This window comes from Kutzneria sp. NPDC051319 (assembly GCF_040682195.1).
Taxonomy (GTDB): Bacteria; Actinomycetota; Actinomycetes; order Mycobacteriales; family Pseudonocardiaceae; genus Kutzneria.
Genome location: NZ_JBFBAM010000097.1, coordinates 1 through 19,957, shown reverse-complemented (window position 1 = coordinate 19,957; position 19,957 = coordinate 1). Strand labels below are relative to the sequence as shown.

General features: G+C 70.2%; 19 protein-coding genes. 9 read left to right on the top strand and 10 right to left on the bottom strand.

The genetic code is table 11. From position 1 onward, the window contains the following. Window positions 1–53: 53 nt before the first annotated feature. The 5 genes from AB0M73_RS45460 to AB0M73_RS45440 all read right to left on the bottom strand — a co-directional run bounded on the left by AB0M73_RS45460 (window position 54) and on the right by AB0M73_RS45440 (window position 4,273). Entirely contained in the window at window positions 54–1,013 is a 960-nt protein-coding gene (locus AB0M73_RS45460) for an NUDIX domain-containing protein (protein WP_363905730.1), read from the bottom strand. Window positions 1,014–1,150: 137 nt separating this feature from the next. After that, window positions 1,151–2,209, bottom strand: a complete 1,059-nt coding sequence (locus AB0M73_RS45455) for a glycosyltransferase family 4 protein (RefSeq protein ID WP_363905728.1) — start codon at window positions 2,207–2,209, stop codon at window positions 1,151–1,153. Next, window positions 2,206–3,090 carry a phosphatidylinositol mannoside acyltransferase gene (locus AB0M73_RS45450; protein WP_363905726.1) on the bottom strand — a complete coding sequence of 295 codons (885 nt, stop codon included), beginning with the start codon at window positions 3,088–3,090 and terminating at the stop codon, window positions 2,206–2,208. The genes AB0M73_RS45455 and AB0M73_RS45450 overlap by 4 nt, the downstream gene beginning before the upstream one ends. Continuing rightward, entirely contained in the window at window positions 3,087–3,698 is a 612-nt protein-coding gene (pgsA, locus tag AB0M73_RS45445) for a phosphatidylinositol phosphate synthase (protein ID WP_363905724.1), read from the bottom strand. Before pgsA ends, AB0M73_RS45450 begins: the two co-directional genes overlap by 4 nt. A 92-nt stretch (window positions 3,699–3,790) precedes the next feature. After that, window positions 3,791–4,273 (bottom strand): MarR family transcriptional regulator, encoded by a 483-nt coding sequence (locus AB0M73_RS45440; protein ID WP_363905722.1) that lies wholly within the window; start codon window positions 4,271–4,273, stop codon window positions 3,791–3,793. Window positions 4,274–4,360: 87 nt separating this feature from the next. On the opposite strand from AB0M73_RS45440, the gene AB0M73_RS45435 reads away from it, so the two are divergent. Next, complete coding sequence (locus tag AB0M73_RS45435) at window positions 4,361–4,900, top strand: YceI family protein (protein ID WP_043728936.1); 540 nt, start codon at window positions 4,361–4,363, stop codon at window positions 4,898–4,900. Window positions 4,901–5,015: 115 nt separating this feature from the next. Here the strand turns inward: AB0M73_RS45435 and AB0M73_RS45430 are convergent, their stop codons facing one another. Genes AB0M73_RS45430 through AB0M73_RS45420 form a run of 3 tightly spaced genes read right to left on the bottom strand, consistent with a single transcriptional unit; the run spans window position 5,016 to window position 8,388 of the window. Next, window positions 5,016–5,561, bottom strand: coding sequence for an HIT domain-containing protein (locus AB0M73_RS45430; RefSeq protein WP_043716656.1), 546 nt, complete (start codon window positions 5,559–5,561; stop codon window positions 5,016–5,018). Then, window positions 5,558–7,576: a threonine--tRNA ligase gene (thrS, locus tag AB0M73_RS45425; RefSeq protein ID WP_363905719.1), complete on the bottom strand. Its 2,019-nt coding sequence runs from the start codon at window positions 7,574–7,576 to the stop codon at window positions 5,558–5,560. Before thrS ends, AB0M73_RS45430 begins: the two co-directional genes overlap by 4 nt. Beyond that, window positions 7,573–8,388 (bottom strand): phosphatase PAP2 family protein, encoded by an 816-nt coding sequence (locus AB0M73_RS45420; protein WP_363905717.1) that lies wholly within the window; start codon window positions 8,386–8,388, stop codon window positions 7,573–7,575. Before AB0M73_RS45420 ends, thrS begins: the two co-directional genes overlap by 4 nt. 162 nt (window positions 8,389–8,550) lie before the next feature. Here AB0M73_RS45420 and AB0M73_RS45415 point away from each other — a divergent pair, with 162 nt between their 5' ends. From AB0M73_RS45415 to AB0M73_RS45395, 5 genes are all read left to right on the top strand, one after another. Further along, window positions 8,551–9,051 carry a hypothetical protein gene (locus AB0M73_RS45415; protein WP_363905715.1) on the top strand — a complete coding sequence of 167 codons (501 nt, stop codon included), beginning with the start codon at window positions 8,551–8,553 and terminating at the stop codon, window positions 9,049–9,051. Window positions 9,052–9,087: 36 nt separating this feature from the next. Next, window positions 9,088–10,071, top strand: a complete 984-nt coding sequence (locus tag AB0M73_RS45410; protein ID WP_363905713.1) for a Gfo/Idh/MocA family oxidoreductase — start codon at window positions 9,088–9,090, stop codon at window positions 10,069–10,071. A 72-nt stretch (window positions 10,072–10,143) separates the two neighbouring features. After that, the gene (locus AB0M73_RS45405; RefSeq protein ID WP_363905712.1) at window positions 10,144–11,055 is read left to right on the top strand and encodes a trypsin-like peptidase domain-containing protein; all 912 of its coding nucleotides are present in this window, start codon (window positions 10,144–10,146) and stop codon (window positions 11,053–11,055) included. Window positions 11,056–11,091: 36 nt separating this feature from the next. Then, window positions 11,092–12,717 carry a DUF885 domain-containing protein gene (locus AB0M73_RS45400; protein WP_363905710.1) on the top strand — a complete coding sequence of 542 codons (1,626 nt, stop codon included), beginning with the start codon at window positions 11,092–11,094 and terminating at the stop codon, window positions 12,715–12,717. 10 nt (window positions 12,718–12,727) lie between these two features. Beyond that, window positions 12,728–13,675 carry an NAD(P)-dependent oxidoreductase gene (locus AB0M73_RS45395; RefSeq protein ID WP_363905709.1) on the top strand — a complete coding sequence of 316 codons (948 nt, stop codon included), beginning with the start codon at window positions 12,728–12,730 and terminating at the stop codon, window positions 13,673–13,675. 74 nt (window positions 13,676–13,749) lie between these two features. On the opposite strand, the gene AB0M73_RS45390 is transcribed toward AB0M73_RS45395, so the two are convergent. After that, the gene (locus AB0M73_RS45390) at window positions 13,750–14,466 is read right to left on the bottom strand and encodes a helix-turn-helix transcriptional regulator (protein ID WP_043716665.1); all 717 of its coding nucleotides are present in this window, start codon (window positions 14,464–14,466) and stop codon (window positions 13,750–13,752) included. A 55-nt stretch (window positions 14,467–14,521) separates the two neighbouring features. On the opposite strand from AB0M73_RS45390, the gene AB0M73_RS45385 reads away from it, so the two are divergent. Genes AB0M73_RS45385 through AB0M73_RS45375 form a run of 3 tightly spaced genes read left to right on the top strand, consistent with a single transcriptional unit; the run spans window position 14,522 to window position 19,170 of the window. Continuing rightward, the gene (locus AB0M73_RS45385; RefSeq protein ID WP_363905707.1) at window positions 14,522–15,103 is read left to right on the top strand and encodes a class I SAM-dependent methyltransferase; all 582 of its coding nucleotides are present in this window, start codon (window positions 14,522–14,524) and stop codon (window positions 15,101–15,103) included. A 19-nt stretch (window positions 15,104–15,122) separates the two neighbouring features. After that, window positions 15,123–15,545, top strand: coding sequence for a MarR family transcriptional regulator (locus AB0M73_RS45380; RefSeq protein WP_043716668.1), 423 nt, complete (start codon window positions 15,123–15,125; stop codon window positions 15,543–15,545). After that, window positions 15,538–19,170: an ABC transporter ATP-binding protein gene (locus AB0M73_RS45375; RefSeq protein WP_363905705.1), complete on the top strand. Its 3,633-nt coding sequence runs from the start codon at window positions 15,538–15,540 to the stop codon at window positions 19,168–19,170. The genes AB0M73_RS45380 and AB0M73_RS45375 overlap by 8 nt, the downstream gene beginning before the upstream one ends. Here AB0M73_RS45375 and AB0M73_RS45370 read toward each other — a convergent pair. Continuing rightward, a complete protein-coding gene (locus AB0M73_RS45370) occupies window positions 19,145–19,579 on the bottom strand; it encodes an OsmC family protein (RefSeq protein ID WP_043716669.1) in 435 nt (144 codons plus the stop codon). The two genes, AB0M73_RS45375 and AB0M73_RS45370, sit on opposite strands and share 26 nt — an antisense overlap. Window positions 19,580–19,957: the final 378 nt, after the last annotated feature.

The following is a 19,957-nucleotide window of genomic DNA, read 5'->3' as shown; positions in this document are numbered from 1 at the left end:
GGCCGCGCCATCTCACATCGCACGGCCTGCGCGCCGGGCCGTGCGGGTCGGCGTCAGCGGACCGGCCGCACTACTCCGTCCCATTGCGTGGCAAGGAGATCCTCCAGCAGCGGGCCGAGCAGCGGCGGGTAGATCAGCTCGTCGGAGTCGGCCAGCTCCTTGGTGGTCCACCAGCGATGGTCGGTGACGGTGTCGTTCTCCAGCTGCGTGAACCCCGAGGTGTCGATGGCATTCGCCTTGGTGCGCAGGAGAAAGAACCACTCCTCGCCGAGGTGCCAGCGGCCGTCGAAGCAGAAGGTCACCCGGCGCAGCCAGACGGGGCCGGTGAGATCCGTTTCGGAGCAACGGATTCCGGTCTCCTCGGCCAGCTCGCGAACCGCGGCCTCGGTCAGCGCCTCGCCCTTCTCGATGCCGCCGCCGGGCGTGAACCACCACTGCTCGGCGTTGTTCGGCGGCGGATTTCCCCCGCGGAACAGCAGAACCCGGTCACGGTCGTCCACCAGCAGGATGCGGGCCGACGCCCGAGGAACCAGCGCCTGCTCGCCGCTCTCGGGCGCCACGGGCTCGGCGATCTCGAAGTAGCTGGGCAGCGGCGCGGTGCCGGCCAGCCGCAGCCAGCGCACCGATCGCTTGCGGCGCAAGGACAGCGTGTCCCGCACGGCGTCGTTGTGCACCCGGCGCGCCAACACCAGGCGGTGCTCGGCATCGGCCAGCTCGGTGGCGATCTCCCCCGGCAGCGACGTCCGGTCCAGCTCACCCAGCAACCGGCTGACCTCGTTCTCGGCGGCCTCCCGGTCCGGCCTCGACGCCCCCTCGGCCGATTCCGTCGCCTCCGTGGCCTTCGAGCTCGCCAGCCGGGCCAGCAACGCCCGCCGCGCCAACGCCGCATCCAACGCCGCCCACGCCGCGTCGGTGCGAATGTGCAGCCGGTCCAGGCGACTGGTGAGCCGAACCATCCTGGCGCCGAGGATGAGGAGCACCGCCAGCCCCGCCGCCACCACCTCGTAGATCACGAGCCGACATTACCTCTGTACGGCTGGTACTGACCCGAGGTGGCATTGGCGAAGGCGGTGTCGAACAGGGCTCGGACCACGCCGGGCTGGTTGAGGTCGAGGCCCCGGATCGTTGCAGTGGCGCGGCATCCGGACACCTACATTCGTGCGGGGGCAGGGCTGGCCGACGTGGCGGCCTCGTAGACGCGGAGGACCTGGTCGGCGACCACGGACCAGTCGAAGGTTAGGGCGCGCGCGGAGCCGGCGGAACCGAATTCCCTGCGGCGCACGGGATCGTCGAGCATCGAAGCCAGAGCGGCGGCCAACGCCATGGGGTCGCCGGGCGGGGCGAACAGGGCGGCGGGGCCGAGGACGCGGCGGAAGGCTTCGAGATCCGAAGCCACGATGGGAGCCCCGGCGCTCATGGCCTCGGCGAGCACGATGCCGAAGCTCTCGCCGCCGGTGTTGGGCGCGCACACAACATCGACGGAACGGAACAGGGCGGCCTTGGTGGCGTCCGAGACCTCGCCGAGCACAACAGCCTGCGGGCAGGCGGCGCGCAGGGCGTCGGCGTTGCCGCGGCCGGCGACCACCAGCCGCAGATCGGGACGATCCAGCAGCCGTACGGCTTCCACCAGCACGGACATGCCCTTGCGGGGCTCGTCGAAGCGGCCGACGAAGCCGATGGCGCCGCCAGCACGGGGAAAATCGGGCAGCGGCAAGGCATCGGCGAAGAACCGGACGTCGACCCCGTTGGGGATCTCGACGGCGTCGCCGCCGAGGTGCTCGACCTGCACCCGCCGGGCCGGCTCGGACACGGCGATCCGGGCGGTGACCTTCTCCAGCTGCGGCCGGAGCACTCCCCGCGCTGCCAACAGGATCCACGACCGGTCGAACGACGTGTGAAAGGTGGCGACGACCGGGCCCCGAGCCAGCGTCAACGCCAGGAAGGACAGGCTCGGCGCGATGGGCTCGTGCAGGTGCAGGAGGTCGAAATCGCCCTCACGGAGCCAGCGCCGCACCCGCACGTAGGCGCCGGGCCCGAAAGCCAGCCGCGCCACGGAACCGTTGAAGGGAATGGGCATCGCCCGCCCGGAAGGGGCCAGCACCGACACCTCGTGCCCCAGCCCGCGCAGCGCGGCGGCCAATCCGGTGACGTGGGCCTGGACCCCGCCCGGCACGGCGAGCGAATACGGGCAGACCAGGCCGATCCTCACTCGGAGAGGTCCTCGGTGAGCCACAGCCGCTGGAGCATGTGCCAGTCCTCGGGATGCGCGGCGATGTCGGCGGCGAACACGTCGGCCAGCGCCTGGGTGGCAGCCGGAATGCCGTCCACGCCGTTGACCTTGACCGGCGGGTGCACCCGCATCCCCCACCCGGTCTCGGTGAACCAGGTGCCGACCGGCAGCAGCGCCGCGCCAGTGGTGGCGGCCAGGTAGGCGGGGCCGGCCGGCATGCGAGTGGTGCCGTTGAAGAACGACACGGGCACGCCGCTGGCGGTGAGGTCGCGGTCGGCGAACAGGCACACGACCCCGCCGGCCCGCAGCCGCTGCGCCAAGTGCTCGGTGGGCCGGGTCTCGCCGCCGGCCGACGGCACGACGTCGAAGCCGAGCCGCTCACGGGCCCGGGTGAAGCTGCGGAACAGGGATTCGGGCCGCAGCCGCTGCACGACCACGCTGACCTGCCGGCTGTGCCCCAGCAGCCAGACGCCGGCCAGGTCCCAGCTGCCGCAGTGCGGCAGTGCCAGGATCACGCCGTTGCCCTCGGCGCACGCGGCGTGCAGGTTCTCCTGGCCGGTGGCGGTCCGCTCGACCGCCTGGTGCACGGCCTCGACGTCGCCGGGCCGCAGCCGGAACGTCTCGTACCAGTACCGGGCGTAGGACCGCATCGCCCGCGCGACGAGCTCGTCCAACTCCGCGGCCCCGGCCCGGGGCACCACGCGGGCCAGGTTCCGGCGTAACTGCGCGACCCCGGCCCCGTTGCGCCGGGTGGCGAAGTCCGCGCCCCACTGGAAGACGCCGACGGCGACCTGCTCGGGCGCGAGCCGCGCGAAGGCCCAGCCGGCCCGGTAGGCGGCCGTGACGAGCAGACCCTTCACCCGGTCTGCTCCTTGGCCGACCGGTGCACGGCGATCATCCGCTGCGCGACGGTGATCACCGCCAGCCCCGCCAGCACCCACAGCGCCACGTCCAGGGCGTAGGGGACGCCGAGACCGGTCAGGCCGGTGCCGACCAGGGCCAGGATCATGCGCTCGGCCCGTTCGACCAGGCCGCCGTCGGCCGTCAGGCCGGTGGCCTCGGCGCGGGCCTTGATGTACGAGATGACCTGCGCCCCGACCAGCGCGATCAGCGCCGCGGCGCCGCCGGAGCGGTCGCCGGCTCCGGCCAGGCACCACCAGGCGATGGCGCCGAGCAGCGCGCCGTCGGCGATCCGGTCGCAGCTGGCGTCGAGCACCGCGCCGAACCGGGTGCCGGCCCCGCTGGCCCGGGCGACGGCCCCGTCCAGCAGGTCGAACAGCACGAAGAAGGTGATCACGAGCGTGCCGGCGAACAGCTCACCGCGTGGCAGGAACCAGAGCGCCCCGAGCACGGTGCCCGCGGTGCCGACGAGCGTGACGGCATTGGGCGTGACACCGCGCCGCTGCAGCCACGTCCCGACAGGATCGGTGACGCGTGAGACGGAGGCGCGAGCGAAGATGTTCAGCATGGGGCGGCGGAGGCACCTACCTGCACTACAGGACCGGGTGGGACCAGCCTAACCAGCGGACGTGGGACAGCGGCCACCGACACCCCGGCGTCTCACTCGTCACACGGGTTCGCGGGGCATCCCTTGCTGGCCTGCGCGGTGATCGCCTCGGAAATCAGGCCGAGCTGCCGCACCTGCTCCTCGGAGAGCCCGTCGAACAGGACGCTGCGCACCTCGCCCACATGCCCGGGCGCGGCGGCCTCGACCGCGGCCATGCCGTCCTCGGTGAGCACGGCGAACGCACCACGTTTGTCGGTGGCACAGGAGCGGCGGACGACCCAGCCGTTCTCCTCCAGGCGGGCGATCGCGTGCGACAGACGGCTGCGGGAGGATTTGGTGAACTCGGCCAGCTCGCTCATCCGCAGCTCACGATCGGGTGACTCGGAGAGTGCGACGAGGATCTCGTAGTAGGTGGTCGGCATGCCGGAGTCGCGCTGCAGTTGGCGGTCCAGACGCTCGTTGACCAGCTTGGTCGCGGACTGGTACGCCCGCCACACCCACTGCTCGGAATCGGACAACCACCGCGGCTCGCTCATGAGTCACATCATACCTGTTGTTGAACTCTCAACCTCAGTGCTAAGGTTCAGTTGAGAGTTCAACCAAGGCTCATGGAGGACCGAAAGATGACTGCGGCAACCCAGATCCCCGGATACGTCGCCGGCACGTGGAATATCGACCCGGTGCACTCGGAGGTCGCCTTCATCGTCCGCCACCTCGGCGTGTCCAAGGTTCGCGGTCGTTTCAACACCATCAGCGGCACGATCGTTACCGGCGAGGACCCGAGCACGTCCTCGGTGACCGCCCAGATCGTGGCCGACAGCGTCGACACCAAGAACGAGCAGCGCGACGGCCACGTCCGCTCGGCCGACTTCCTGCACGTCGAGGAGCACGAGCACCTGACCTTCACGTCGAGCGCGGTGCGCATCGACGGCGAGGACGTCGAGATCGACGGCGACCTGACGCTGCACGGCGTGACCAAGGCCGTGACCCTGACCGGCGAGCTGGGCGGCTTCGGCGACGGCCCGAACAGCAAGGTCCTGGGCGTGTCGGCCAGCACCGAGATCAAGCGCTCCGACTTCGGCGTGGGCGGCGGCATCCCGTCCGCCGTGGTCAGCGACAAGATCAAGATCGAGCTCGACGTCGAGGCCCAGCTCCAGGCCTGACCCCCACCCCGACCCCGGCGAGTCCCGCCTAGCGTCATACCGAAAGCGTGAAACGGTTTCACGAGTTCGGTGTGACGCTGAGCGGGACTCACCGGGGTTTTAACTCGCCGGGGTTTTAGCGGGGCCAGGCCTTGCTGAGGAGGTCCCAGGTTTCGCCCAGGAGCTGGGGGATGGTGCGGGTCTGGCCGATGACGGGCATGAAGTTGGCGTCGCCGCCCCAGCGCGGCACCACGTGCTGGTGCAGGTGGGCGGCGATGCCGGCGCCGGCGATGGCGCCCTGGTTCATGCCGATGTTGAAGCCGTGCGGGGCCGAGACGCCGCGCACCACGCGCATCGCGGTCTGGGTGTACTCCCCCAGCTCCACGGTCTCGGCCGCGTTCAGGTCCGTGTAGTCGGCGACGTGCCGGTACGGGACCACCATCAGATGCCCCGCGTTGTACGGGTACAGGTTCAGCACCGCGTACACCAGCTGCCCACGGGCCAGGATCAGTGCCTGCTCGTCGGGCAGGTTGACGATGGAGCAGAACGGGCAGCCCGCCGGCTCGTCGCCCTCGGGCTTGTTCTCGCCCCGGATGTAGGCCATCCGGTGCGGGGTCCACAGCCGCTGCAACGCGTCCGGGACCCCCACACCGTGCTGCTCGACCCGGTCCGGCGAGGTCACGCGGTGGCCACCGCGAAGGTCTCCGCGCTGGGCGAGGCGTTCTCGCGGCGCTCGATCCAGTTCACGATCGACTCCACCGCCTGCTCCACCGACACGCCGTTGACCTGGCTGCCGTCGCGGAAGCGGAACGACACCGCGCCGCCCTCCACGTCCTTCTGGCCGGCGACCAGCATGAACGGCACCTTCTGCAACGTGTGGTTGCGGATCTTCTTCTGCATGCGGTCGTCGGAGGCGTCCACCTCGACCCGCACGCCCCTGGCCCGCAGCGCCTTGGTGACCTGCATCAGGTGCTCGACGTGCTCGTCGGCGATGGGGATGCCCACCGCCTGCACCGGGGCCAGCCAGGCCGGGAACGCGCCCGCGTAGTGCTCGGTCAGCACGCCGAAGAAGCGCTCGATGGAGCCGAACAGGGCGCGGTGGATCATGACCGGACGCTGCCGGCTGCCGTCGCTGGAGGTGTACTCCAGCTCGAACCGCTCCGGCAGGTTGAAGTCCAGCTGGATGGTGGACATCTGCCAGGTGCGGCCCAGCGCGTCCTTGGCCTGCACGGAGATCTTCGGGCCGTAGAAGGCGGCGCCGCCCGGGTCCGGCACCAGCTGGAGGCCGGAGTCCTCGGCCGCCTCGCGCAGCGCCGCGGTGGCCTGCTCCCACACCTCGTCGGAGCCCACGTACTTCTCGTCGTTGCGGGTCGACAGCTCCAGGTAGAAGTCGTCGAGGCCGTAGTCGCGCAGCAGGCCCAGCACGAAGCCGAGCAGCGACTTCAGCTCCTCCTGCACCTGCTCCGGGGTGCAGAAGATGTGCGCGTCGTCCTGCGTCATGCCGCGCACCCGGGTCAGGCCGTGGATCACGCCGGACTTCTCGTACCGGTAGACCGTGCCGAACTCGAACATGCGCAGCGGCAGCTCGCGGTAGGAGCGCCCGCGCGACCGGAAGATCAGGTCGTGGAACGGGCAGTTCATCGGCTTGAGGTAGTAGTCCTGGCCGGGCTTGCGCAGCGTGCCGTCCTCGGCGTACTCGGCGTCGAGGTGCATCGCCGGGTACATGCCGTCGCGGTACCAGTCGAGGTGGCCGGAGGTCTCGAACAGCGCGCCCTTGGTGATGTGGGGCGAGTAGACGAACTCGTAGCCCTCTTCCTCGTGCCGGCGGCGCGAGTAGTCCTCCATGGCCCGGCGCACGATGCCGCCGCGCGGGTGGAAGACGGCCAGGCCGGAGCCGATCTCGTCGGGGAAGCTGAACAGGTCGAGCTCGGTGCCCAGGCGGCGGTGGTCGCGGCGCTCGGCCTCGGCCAGCAGCTCAAGGTGCTGGTCCAGGGCCTCCTGCGACTCCCATGCCGTGCCGTACACGCGCTGGAGCTGCGGGTTCTTCTCGCTGCCGCGCCAGTAGGCGGCGGCCGAGCGGGTCAGCTTGAACGCCGGGATGTGCTTGGTGGTGGGCACGTGCGGGCCGCGGCACAGGTCGCCCCACACCCGGTCGCCGCTGCGCGGGTCGAGGTTGTCGTAGATGGTCAGCTCGCCCGCGCCGACCTCCATGACCTCGGTGGTGTCGACGTCGGACTTGATGTCGACGAGCTCCAGCTTGAACGGCTCGGCCTTGAGCTCGTCCTTGGCGGCGTCGACGGACTCGACCACGCGGCGGGAGAACCGCTGGGAGCCCTTGATGATCTGCTTCATGCGCTTCTCGAGGTCGGCCAGGTCCTCGGGGGTGAACGGCTTGTCCACCTGGAAGTCGTAGTAGAAGCCGTCCTTGATGGGCGGGCCGATGCCCAGCTTGGCCTCCGGGAAGGCCTGCTGCACGGCCTGGGCCAGCACGTGCGCGGCGGAGTGCCGGATCACGCTGCGGCCGTCCTCGGTGTCGGCGGCGACGGCCTCCACCTCGACGTCGGCCTCCGGCGTCCAGGACAGGTCACGCAGCTTGCCGTCGGCGTCCCGGACCACGACGATCGCGTCGGCGCCCTTGCCCGGCAGGCCCGCCTCGCGGACCGCCGTGCCCGCCGTCGTCCCGGCCGGCACCGTCACACGGGGTGCTGCTCCTGGGCCTGAGGGACGCGGCTGCGACACGATGACTCCTTCACACGGGATAACGGCCTGGTCGGCCCCTCATCGTATCCAGCGGACACCGGGGCGTTCGCCGTAGCCCTCGGCTGGGCGCACAGCGGCAGCGCGACGGCCGCCACGACGCCGGCGGTGATCGCTCCCGTGGCGACGATCACCAGGTCGGTGACGCTGGTCAGGCTGACCACCCCATATCCGGCCAGCACGGCGGCGGCCGGCGCGCAGGTCGCCATCAGCGTCGCCCACCACACCGGCCGCACGTCCGAGAGCAGCACCGCGAAGGTCCCGCACAGCGCCAGTGCCCCGATCGTGTCGCTGAGCCGGTGCCAGCCCAGCTCCGTGGTCGTGGCGGCGACATAGGCCGTCAGCACCGCCCCGGCGACCAGGGCGATCGGCCGCACCTCCAGCGGCAGCACCAACAGCAGCGCCAGCACGATCGCCGCGCACGCCGTGACGTGGCCGCCGGGGAAGCTGTTGGCGATGGGGCCGTCGCGGAACAGCAGCGACACCTTCAGCAGCTGCGCCGACGCGATCGCACCGGCCATCAGCACGGCCGCGGCGCCGGTCTGCTTCCAGCGGCGCCGCGTGGCGCCGATCGCCAGCACCGCGATGATGCCCAGCCCGATCAGCTGCGGGCTCATCGCCGCGATCGGACCGCCGTCGGTGGGGGTCGGCAGCGTGGCGTCCTCCAGCCGGCGGCCGGCCGGGGACACCACAAAAACCACGTAGGCGAGCAGGAACCCGAACACACACCCCGCCGCGGCCAGCAACCTCATGAGATCGACCCCATGAGAACGACACTGCCCGTGTCCTGTGTGGGAACCGTGCGTGTCACGTCATGGTTTCGCTACGACTTCGACAGCTTCCGCTCAGCGGGAGCACAGCCCGTTCGCACAGTCTGGTGTTCAGCAGCCCGAATTGACCCAGGAGCAGGCCAGATGTCCGAGCCGAAGACCCCAGACGAGCAGCCGACCGAGCAGCACCAGCGGCCCGTGGCCGGCCCCGACGCCCAGCAGGCCCCGGAGCCGGCCACCGCCGAGGCACAACCCCAGCCGGCCCCCGAGGAGCCCGAAACGCAGGCCTTCGCGGCGGAACAGCCGCAGGCGTCCTACGCGCCGCCCCAGCCGGGAGCGGCGCCTCACCCCGGAGCGATCCCGCCCGGAGCCCCCCAGCCGCAGGTGATCTACGTCCAGCGGCCGCCCGGCAAGTTCGCCAACTTCGCCCGCCACCGCGTCACGCAGGTCGTCGCCGCGCTGGTCGTCGGCCTGATCGTGGGCGGCGGCATCGGCGGCCTCATCGGCGCCGCCCACCACGGCGGCGGCTTCGGGCCGGGCGTGCACCGGCCGTACAACGGCCAGTTCGGCGGCCCCCAGGGCGGCTTCGGCGGGCCCCGCGGCGACCGTGGCCAGAACCAGCAGGGCGGCACCCAGCAGGGCTAGTTACACCTGTTTACTAGCGGGTGGCATCATCGTCGGATGAGCACGAACACAGTCCGCATCGGGGTGCTCGGCGCGGCGCGCATCGCGCCGACCGCCCTGATCGCGCCGGCGCGGGACAACACCGAGGCCGAGGTCGTCGCGGTGGCGGCGCGGGACCGGAACCGCGCCGCCGCGTACGCGGGCAAGCACGGCATTCCCAAGGTGCACGGCAGCTACGATGAGCTGCTGGCCGACCCGGGCACCGACGCCGTCTACAACCCGCTGCCCAACGCGCTGCACGCCGAGTGGACGCTCGCGGCACTCGCCGCCGGCAAACACGTCCTGTGCGAGAAGCCGTTCACCAGCAACGCCACCGAGGCCGCCACCGTCGCCGAAGCGGCGGACGCCAGCGGCCTCGTCGTGATGGAGGCGTTCCACTACCGCTACCACCCGCTGGCCAACCGGGTCGCGGAAATCCTGGCCAGCGGCGAGATCGGCACGCTCAAGCACGTTCACGCGGCCCTGTGTTTCCCGCTGCCGAAGTTCTCCGACATCCGCTACAACCGCGATCTCGCGGGCGGCGCGATGATGGACGCCGGCTGCTACGCGCTGCACATGACGCGGCTGCTGGGCGGCGGCGAGCCGGAAGTCGTGTCGGCACAGGCCAAACTGCACAAGCCCGAGGTGGACCGGGCGATGACGGCTGCCCTGGTGTTCCCGGGCGGTCACACCGGTTCCGTCACGGCCTCCCTGTGGTCGGCCGACCTTCTCAAGATCGCCGCCTCCGCGGTCGGCGACAAGGGCCGGATCGACATCTTCAACTTCGTGATGCCGCAGGCCTATCACCGGCTCACCGTGCGCACGGCCAACGCCAAGCGTGTGGAGCGGCTGTCCAAGCGGCCGTCCTACAGCTATCAGCTGGATGCCTTCTGCGACGCGGTGCTGCGCGGCAGGCCCGTGCTCACGCCACCGTCCGATTCGGTCCGGAACATGACCGTGATCGACGAGATCTACCGCAAGGCCGGCCTGTCCCCCAGATAACGCCAGAAAACTCTTGGGTTCAGCACGCCTTCGCCTCAGGTTCCTCATATGTGGCGGCCCCACAGTTAAGGCATGACCGAGACGCCCCGCACCCCTGAGCCCGCCGCCGCCGTCCTCACCGACGACACGCCGACGCCGCCGACCGGCTTCCAGAACCCGCTGTTCATGCCGCCCCCGCCCGAGCCGCCACGCAAGGCCCGCAAGGGAACCGCCGTGCTGGTCGGCGCGGCGGTGCTGGCGGCGGTGGTCGGCGGCGGGACCGGCGCGTGGATCACCACCGCCACCGCCTCACCGTCCACTGTGGTCAGTTCGGTGAGCGGCAGCACCACCGGCACCACCGCCTCCAACAACACAGCCACCAACGTGAGCACGGTGGCGGCCAACGGACTGCCCGTGGTCGTGCAGATCGCCAACTCACAGGGCCTCGGCTCCGGCGTCGTCATCAGCTCCGACGGCCTGGTGCTGACCAACAACCACGTCATCGCCGGCGGCGGCCAGTTCACCGTCACCTTCAACGACGGCAGCAAGCACTCGGCGACCGTGGTCGGCGCCGACCCGTCGACCGACCTCGCGGTGGTCAAGGTGCAGGGCGTCAGCGGCCTGAAGACGGCCGTGTTCGGCGACTCCTCGCAGGTGAAGGTGGGCGACCAGGTGGTGGCCATCGGCTCGCCCGAGGGCCTGCAGGGCACCGTCACCTCCGGCGTGGTCAGCGCGCTCAACCGGAACATCACCGCCGGCGAGCAGGACCAGAACCCGTACTCGCAGTCGCAGTCCGCCTCGACCAGCTACAAGGGCATGATCCAGACCGACGCGCCCATCAACCCCGGCAACTCCGGCGGCGCGCTGTTCAACGCCCAGGGCCAGGTCATCGGCATCAACACGGCGATCTACTCGCCGTCCAAGGGCAGCATCGGCATCGGCTTCGCCATCCCGAGCAACTCGGCAAAAACCATTGCCCAACAGCTGGTGGCAAACGGCAATTAGCCACCTTCGCGCCGCCGAGCACCTATGCTCGCTCCGGTGAGCGACGTCGATGCGCTGTCCGACCGGTACGTGGGCCAGCTGGCCGCGACCGATCCGTGCCACGCGGCCATGATGGGGATCGCCGGACACGACGGCGAGCTGACGGATTACGGCCCCGACGGCTTCGCCGCCCGGCACGAGCTGGCCGAACGCACCCTCGCCGAACTGGCCGCCACGCCCGTCAACTCGGACACCGAGCGGCGGGCCGCGGCGGTGCTGCGGGACCGGCTGGAGATCGAGCTGGCCCGGTCCGTGGCCGGTTACGTCGACGCCGAGCTGAACTCCGTGGACAGCCCGCCGCAGCGGCTGCGACAGGCCGTCGAGCTGCTGGACCAGGGCGACCGCACCGTGGTGGCGGACATGCGGTCGCGGCTGGCCGGCATCCCGGAAGCGCTTTCCGGGCTGCGGGTGTCACTGGAACGGGGCCGGCAGCAGGGGCGCGTGTCGGCCGTGCGCCAGGTCGTCAACTGCGCCCGGCAGAGCAAGGAGTTCGCCGACTATCTCGGCACGCTGCCGTCGGCCTACCGGGCCGAGACCGAGCGGGCCGGGACCGCCCTGATGGACTTCGCGGCCTACCTGACCGAGACCCTCGCCCCCGCCGCGCCGACCCGTGACGCCGTCGGCCGCGAGCGCTATGCCCTGGAGGCACGGAACTTCCTCGGCAGCGAGGTAGATCTTTTGGAGACGTACGAGTGGGGCTGGCAGGAGCTGGCCCGGCTGGAGGCGCAGATGCGCGCCGTCGGCGGTGAGATCCTGCCCGGCGAGCCGCTGGCCGCCGTGCTCGCCGCGCTGGACGCCGATCCCGCGCACCGGGTGGCCGGGGCCGAGCAGTTCCGGGTGTGGATCCAGGAGCTGGCCGACAAGGCCATCGCCGACCTCGACGGCACCCACTTCGACATCCCGGAACCGTTGCGGCGCCTGGAATGCCGGGTGCCCGCCTCCAACACCGGCATCTACTACCTCGCCCCGACCGAGGACCTCGCCCGTCCCGGCACCGTGTGGTACTCCACCACTGTGGACGAGCCGTCCACCTGGGCCGTGCCGTCCGTGATGTACCACGAGGGCGCGCCCGGGCACCATCTCCAGCTGGGGCTCAACGTCCTCAACACCCGTTCCCTCAACCGGTTCCAGCGCCTCAGCGCCGAGCTGCACTCCGGGCACAGCGAGGGGTGGGGCCTCTACGCCGAGCGGCTCATGGACGAGCTCGGCTACTACGAGCTGCCCGCGCACCGCATGGGCATGTTCGCCGGCGGGCAGCAGCTTCGCGCCGCGCGTGTCGTCGTCGACATCGGTCTGCACCTCGAACTGCCCATCCCCGCCGGGGCCGGCTTCCATGACGGCTCGGTGTGGACGCCCGAGCTGGCCTTCGAGTTCGTGCTGGCCCGCTCCGGCTCCATGGGCAGCGCCGAGTTCGCCCGCTTCGAGGTCGACCGCTACCTCGGCTACCCCGGCCAGGCCATCTCGTACAAGGTCGGCGAGCGCGTCTGGCTGGCCGCCCGCGCCGACGCCAAGGCCCGCCAGGGCTCGCGTTTCGACCTGCGCACCTTCCACAGCACAGCCCTCGACCTCGGTCCCATGGGCCTCGACCTGCTGACCTCGGAACTGTCCCGCCTCCTCACGTGATCGGAGCACCGTGAAGATCGTCGTCATCGGCGGCAGTGGCCACATCGGCACCTTTCTCGTGCCCCGGCTGGTCCGCGCCGGCCACGAGGTCGTCAACATCAGCCGTGGCGCCAGCACCGCGTACGTCGACGCGCCGGAATGGCAGCAGGTGCGCGCGGTTGTCGCCGACCGGCAGCAGGAGGACTTCGGCGATCGGGTCGTGGGGCTACGGCCCGATGTCGTCGTAGATCTGATCTGCTACACCCTGGAATCGGCGACCGCGCTGGTCGACCGGCTCCGCGGCGAAGTCGGCCACCTGCTGCACTGCGGTTCGATCTGGCGGTACGGCCCGAGCCACAAGCTGCCGATCACCGAGGACGCCGGCACGCCGCCGTTCGGCGACTACGGCATCGCCAAGGACCGCATCGCCCGCATGCTGAAGGCGGAGACCGACCTCGCCACGACCTCCCTGCACCCGGGCCACATCGTCGGTCCCGGCTGGCATCCGGTCGGGCCGCTCGGCAACTTCGACCCCGCCGTCTGGCACACCCTGTCCGCCGGGAAACCCTTGGCGGTGCCGGGAATCGGAGCCGAGCACATGCACCACGTGCACGCCGACGATGTCGCCCAGGCCTTCGAGCTGGCGATCTCGCACCGCGACGCGGCCGCCGGCGAGGACTTCAACGTGGTCGCGCCCACGTCGTTGAACGTCCGCGGCTACGCCGAGATCGCCGCCGGCTGGTTCGGGCAGGCCGCCACCCTTGACTTCGTGTCCTGGGAGGAATTCCGCCGCTCGACCGACCCCGAGCACGCCGACGTCAGCTGGGGCCACCTGTTCCGCAGCCAGGTGTGCTCCATCGAGAAGGCCACCCGCCTCCTCGGCTACGCCCCTCGCTACGAACCAGAGGCGGCCGTGCTGGAGTCCCTCCGCTGGCTCATCACCCACGACCAACTCCAACTCCCCCACCCCCTACTCTGACTCCAAATCAAGTTTGGAAGGGGGCTTTCCTCCACTCGGAGTGTAGGAATGGTCCCTTCACACACTCAGTCCGCTCAGCTGAAGTAGGCGCCGGGGGTGGTGCCGGTGACGCGTCGGAAGGCGGCGACGAAGGCGCTGGGCGTGGCGTAGCCGACGCGGCGGGCGGCGGTGGCGACGGGCATGCCGGCGGCGAGCAGCGGCAGGGCGGCGAGGAGGCGGACCTGGGTGCGCCAGGCGCCGAAGGTCATGCCGGTCTCGGCGACGAACGCCCGCGCCAAGGTACGGGCCGAGGCGCCGACGAGGCGGCCCCAAGCGGCGAGGTCACGGTCGTCGGCCGGGTCGTCGGTGAGGGTCTGGGCGATGCGCGCCAGCCGAGAAGACACCGTAGGCACGTGGATGGTCGAGACCGGGACCGGCACGAGCAGGTCCCGCAACACGGCCTCGGCGCGGCGGCGGGGAGCCGTGTCCAGGGTGAGGTCGGCGAGGTAGCGAATGAGCTCGGACAGCAGAGGCCCGACAGCGACCACTGTGGGTTCGCCCCACTGCCGCCCGCCGAAGTACACGCTGTGCATGGAGGAAGTGCTGGCCGCGCCGGTGCGGTGCAGGGTCCCGGCGGGGATCCACAGGGCGCGGCTGGGCGGCAGGACGTAGGTGCCGTCCCCGATCTGCACGGTGAGCATGCCCTCGGCCGCCCACGCGAACTGGTGCTCAGGGTGCAGGTGCCAGTCGAACCACTCCCCCTTGGGCATGGTCACGCTGAGCACCATCAGGGCCTGACCGTTTCGCGACATCACCTGTCACCCTACGCGGTAGCGGACAACGCACAAGGGTTCTACCGTCGAGGACATGCCGATGAATCGTGTGCACCGAAGGATCTGTTCGTCGGAGGACTGGGCCCGGCAGGTCCGCGAGCAGAAGCTGCCGTGGTCGCTGCGGGACGTCGACCTCGGCGCGAAGCTGCTGGAGATCGGGCCGGGATACGGGGCCACCACGCGGGTTCTGGTGGACATGGCGCCCGATGTCACCGCGGTGGAGGTGGACGAGCGCTCCGCGCTCGACCTGCAGCGGGAGTTCGCCGGCAGGGCGACGGTCCTGCACGGCGACGGCAGCCGGATGTCGTTGCCGGACAACGACTTCAGCTCGGTCGTCTGCTTCACGATGCTGCACCACGTGCCGACCAGGGCGATGCAGGACGGCATCTTCGCCGAGGCGTTCCGGGTGTTGGAGCCGGGCGGGGTGTTCGCGGGCAGCGACAGCCGGCTGAGCTTCCGGTTCCGGCTGCTGCACATCGGCGACACGATGAACGTCGTGGACCCGGAGGAGTTGCCGGAACGGCTGCGCCGGGCCGGGTTCTCCGACGTCGAGGTCACGCTGCGGGACGGCACGTTCAAGTTCCGTGCGGCCAAACCGGTCGCACCGACGTCATAGTAAGTAGTAGCGTACTAATGTGCCCCGTGACGAGAACGTCCGCCGGATCCGGTCCAGTGTGGTCCGGCTGTCCCGCCGGCTGCGCGCGGAACGGCCGGCGGACGCGCTGGCCCCGACCAAGATCAGCGTGCTGGCCCAGCTCTGGCGCAACGGCCGGATGTCCGCGGGCGACCTCGCCGACCTGGAACGGGTCCAGCCGCAGTCGCTGACCCGGACCCTGGCCGCGCTGGAGGCGGACGGCCTGATCCTGCGGCGGCCCGACGAGCTGGACCGGCGGCAGGCGGTCATCGGCATCACCGAGAAGGGCCTGACCGCGCTGTCCGAAGACATGCAGGCCCGTGAGCGCTGGCTGGCCAAGGCGATGGACATCCACCTCACGCCGTCCGAACGTCAGCTGCTGGCCGACGCGGCCGAGCTGATGGATCGGCTGGCCGATGACTGACAACTGGATCCGCCGCCTGCTGCCGTTCCTGAAGATCCAGCGCCGCAGCATGGTCATGACGTTCACGGCCGCGCTCGCCGGCGCCGGGCTGGCCGCGGTCACGCCGCTGCTGGAGCGGCACATCGTCGACGACGTCATCCTCACCCACAAATCGGCGCTGCTGCCGTGGCTCGGCGCGTTGGTCGCGGTCGGCGTGCTGACCTTCGCCGCGTCCCGGATCCGCCGCTACCGGGCGGCCAAGGTGGTGCTGGAGGTCCAGTACCAGATCCGCAACGCGGTGCACGAACAGTTGCAGCGCCTGGACATCGGCAGCCACCAGGCGATGCCGACCGGCCAGCTGGTGTCCCGCATCTCCACCGACGCCGGCGTGATGGTCCGGGTGCTGTCCTACCTGCCGTCGCTGAGCAGCAACGTGCTGCTGATCGTGGTGTCGCTGGTGGTCATGATCGTGCTGTCGCCGCTGCTGGCGCTGATCAGCGCGCTCGTGGTGCCGGCGCTGGTGATCGTCGTCTACCGGATGCGGCGGCAGGTGCGACCGGCCACTTGGGACAGTCAGCAACGCGGCGCCGAGGTGACGCAGACGGTCACCCAGACCGTGTCCGGCATCCGCGTGGTCAAGGCGTTCGGCCAGGAGGACCACGAGCTGGACCGGTTCGTCGAGGCCAGCCAGAAGCTGTTCGGGGCCCGCATCCGGTCGGTGCGGCTGATCGCCAAGTACCAGCCGCTGCTCCAGGCCATCCCGGCCGTCGGTCAGGTGTTGTTGTTGGCGTTGGGCGGCTGGCTGGCCCTGCACGGCAACATCACCGTCGGCACCTTCCTGGCCTTCGCCACCTACCTGTCGCAGGTGATCGGGCCGGCGCAGATGTTCGCGGCGATGATCAGCGCCACCCAGCGGGCCGGCATCTCCGCGCGGCGGATCTTCGACCTGCTGGACTCGGTCCCGGCCGTGACCGACAAGCCGGGCGCCTCTCCCTTGCCTCCGGTACAGGGCGACATCGCCATCACGGACGCCAGGTTCGGCTATCTCAGCTCGGAACCTGTGCTCGACGGGTTCAGCCTGCACGTTCAGCCCGGCGAAACGGTTGCCCTGGTGGGGACCTCCGGCTCCGGGAAGTCCACTGTGGCCATGCTGCTGGCCCGGTTCCACGACGTGCAGGGCGGCAGCGTCAAGATCGACGACGTCGATATCCGTGACGTGACAGTGGATTCCCTGCGCAGCCAGGTCGGCATGGTGTTCGAGGAGAGCTTCCTGTTCTCCGAGACGGTTCGGGCCAACATAGGTTATGGCCGCCCGGACGCCACCGACCTGGAGATCGAGGCGGCGGCCCGGTCGGCCGAGGCGCACGAGTTCATCATGGCTCTGCCACAAGGTTACGACACACAGGTCGGCGAGCGGGGCCTGACGTTGTCCGGCGGTCAGCGGCAACGGATCGCGCTGGCCCGCGCCCTGCTGACCGATCCCAGGATCCTGGTCCTGGACGACGCGACCAGCGCCGTGGACGCCCGGATCGAGGAGGGCATTCACGCCACCCTGCGCCGCGTGATGGTCGACCGAACCACGCTGCTCATCGCCCACCGCCGCTCCACCCTGCGGTTGGCCGGCCGGATCGTCGTGGTGGACAAGGGACGCGTTGTGGCGCACGGCAGTCACGACGAACTGATGGCGTCCAGTGCGCTGTACCGGCGGCTGCTGGCCGGTGCCGACGAGGACATCGACGTCGAGGTGGTCGAGGACGCCCAGGGCGTCACCGAGGAGGCGTGGCAGGCCTCCGATGGCAAACGGAAGCAGCTGGCGATCATGGAGACGCCGGCCGAGATGGCGGCGGGTATTGCGTTGTTGCCTCCGGCCCGTGATCGCGCCGAGGTCGACACCGTAGGCGACGACGGCCCGCACTTCTCCTTCCGTCACTTCGTGTGGCGGCACCGCACGGCCCTCGGTCTCGGACTGTTCCTCGTGCTGCTGGACGCCGTCGCGACGGCCGCCGGCCCGTACTTCTCCCGTGAGGGCATCGACAACGGCGTGCTCAACGGCTCGTCGGGCGCGTTGGTGTTGTCGGCCTTGCTGTTCCTCGCCGTGGTCCTGGGCGATCTGGGCGTGTCGGTGGCGATGACCTTGGTTAACGGCCGCACCGGCGAGCGCCTGCTGATGGCGTTGAAGGTCCGCGTGTTCAAGCGGCTGCTGAAGCTACCGGTCTCGTTCTACGACCGGGAGATGATCGGCCAGGTCATGACCCGCATGACCACCGACACCGACTCGTTCTCCTCGTTGCTGCAGAACGGTTTGCTCCAGGCCGCGGCCAGCGTGCTGACGTTCACCGGCGTGCTGGTGGCGATGGGCGTGATGAACCTGGAGCTGACCGGCGTCGCCGCGTTGATCCTCATCCCGTTCGTGTTGGCCACCACGGTGTTCCGCCGCAAGTCCAAGAGCAGCTACGTGCAGGCGCGGGAGAAGATCTCCGACGTCAACGCCGGACTCCAGGAAACCCTGGCCGGGGTGCGGGAATCGCAGGCGTTCGGGCAGCAGGGGCGTCGGCACACGGAGTTCAAGCGGCTCACCCGCGGCTACCTGGACGCCCGGATGAAGTCGCAGCGGCTGATCTCCGCCTACTTCCCGTTCCTGGAGTTCCTGTCCGACCTGGGCGCGGCGCTGGTGCTCGGCGCGGGATACTTCCTCATTGCCCGCAACGAGTTGACGCCCGGCGAGCTGATCGCGTTCGTGCTGTACCTCGGGTTGTTCTTCGCCCCCGTCCAGCAGCTGTCCGGCGTGTTCGACGACTGGCAGCAGGCGCGGGTGTCGATGACCCGGATCAACGACCTGCTGGCCGAGCCGGATCTCACGCCGACTGCTACGGAGCCGGCCCATCCGGGGCGGTTGCGTGGTCGGATCGTGTTGTCGGATGTGTGGTTCCGGTATCCGGGTGTGGACAGCGATGTGCTGCGGGGCGTGGATCTCGTGGTGGAGCCGGGGGAAACGGTCGCCTTGATCGGCGAGACCGGGGCCGGAAAGTCCACTGTGGTCAAGATGCTGGCCCGGTTCTACGACCCGGACAAGGGATCCGTGAGCGTGGACGGGTTTGATCTGCGTGCGCTGGATCCGTCCGAGTTTCGGCGGCAGCTGGGCTATGTGCCGCAGGAGGCGTTCCTGTTCCCCGGCACGATCCGGGACAACATCGCCTACGGCCGGCCGGATGCCACCGATGCGGAGGTGGAGGCGGCGGCGCGGGCCATCGGGGCGCACGAGTTCGTGGCCCGGCTGCCCGGGGGTTACCTGCATGAGATCGGCGAACGGGGCGGGTCGTTGTCGGCCGGGCAGCGCCAGCTGCTGTGCCTGGCCCGTGCCCAACTCGTCGATCCGGTGCTGTTGCTGTTGGACGAGGCCACCGCGAACCTCGACCTGGCAACGGAATCCGTGGTCTCGGCCGCGATGTCCACGCTGGCCGAGGACCGCACCACCATCCTCGTCGCGCACCGCTTGCAGACCGCTCGCGGCGCCGACCGGATCGTGGTGATGGACGCCGGCCGTGTGGTCGCCGTCGGCACGCATGAGCAGCTGCTCGCCGACAGCGACCACTACGCCCGGTTGTGGCAAGCGTTTGCCCTCACACCAGCGACGCGTCCAGCGTGATCGTGGTGCCGGTCAGTGCCTTGCTGACCGGGCACGTGTCCTTGGCCGTCTTCGCCAGCTCGGCGAACTTCTCCGGGTCGAGGCCCGGGATCTTGGCGTTCACCGTGACGGCGATGCTGGTGATGGCGAAGCCGCCGGCCGGGTCCGGGCCCAGCGTCACTTCGGCGCTGACGTCAAGGCCTTCGGCGGTGAGACCGGCCGCGCCGAGGACGCCGGAGAGGTTCATCGCCAGGCAGGAGCTGTGCGCCGCGGCGATCAGCTCCTCGGGCGAGGTCTGACCGTCCGGGTTCCCCGTGCGGGTGGGGAAGGAGACGTCGAACTGCCCCGCGTTCGAGGAGTCGAACGTGACGGTCCCCTTGCCGTCCTGAAGTCCGCCTTCCCAGTGGGTGGTGGCGTCGCGGCTGGGCATTGTGGTGCCTCCCTCGGTGGGTGGTTGCTTGGGGCAAAGCGTAGCGCACTCTTTAATCGTGCGCAATGCTTCTGGGGTGAGGCGAGGTGGATGGGTGAGGCGAGGTGGATGGGTGAGGTGGGGGGATGGGTGAGGTGGGTGGGTCTGGCGTCGCGCTGTCGCGTGCCTGAGGCCATCTGATCGGCAACGAAGGCGCGGTGTCCTTCCTGGCCGACTCACATCTGTCCGAAATGGACCGAACCAGGATTGCCCACGGCAACGCGGACGAACTGCTGCACCTGAACTAGTGTCCTGAGTTGTTAATGCGGGTGCAGTAGCGGGCGATGGAGTCGAGGATCTGGTCGGCGGTCTTGGTCCAGACGTAGGGCCGAGGGTTGT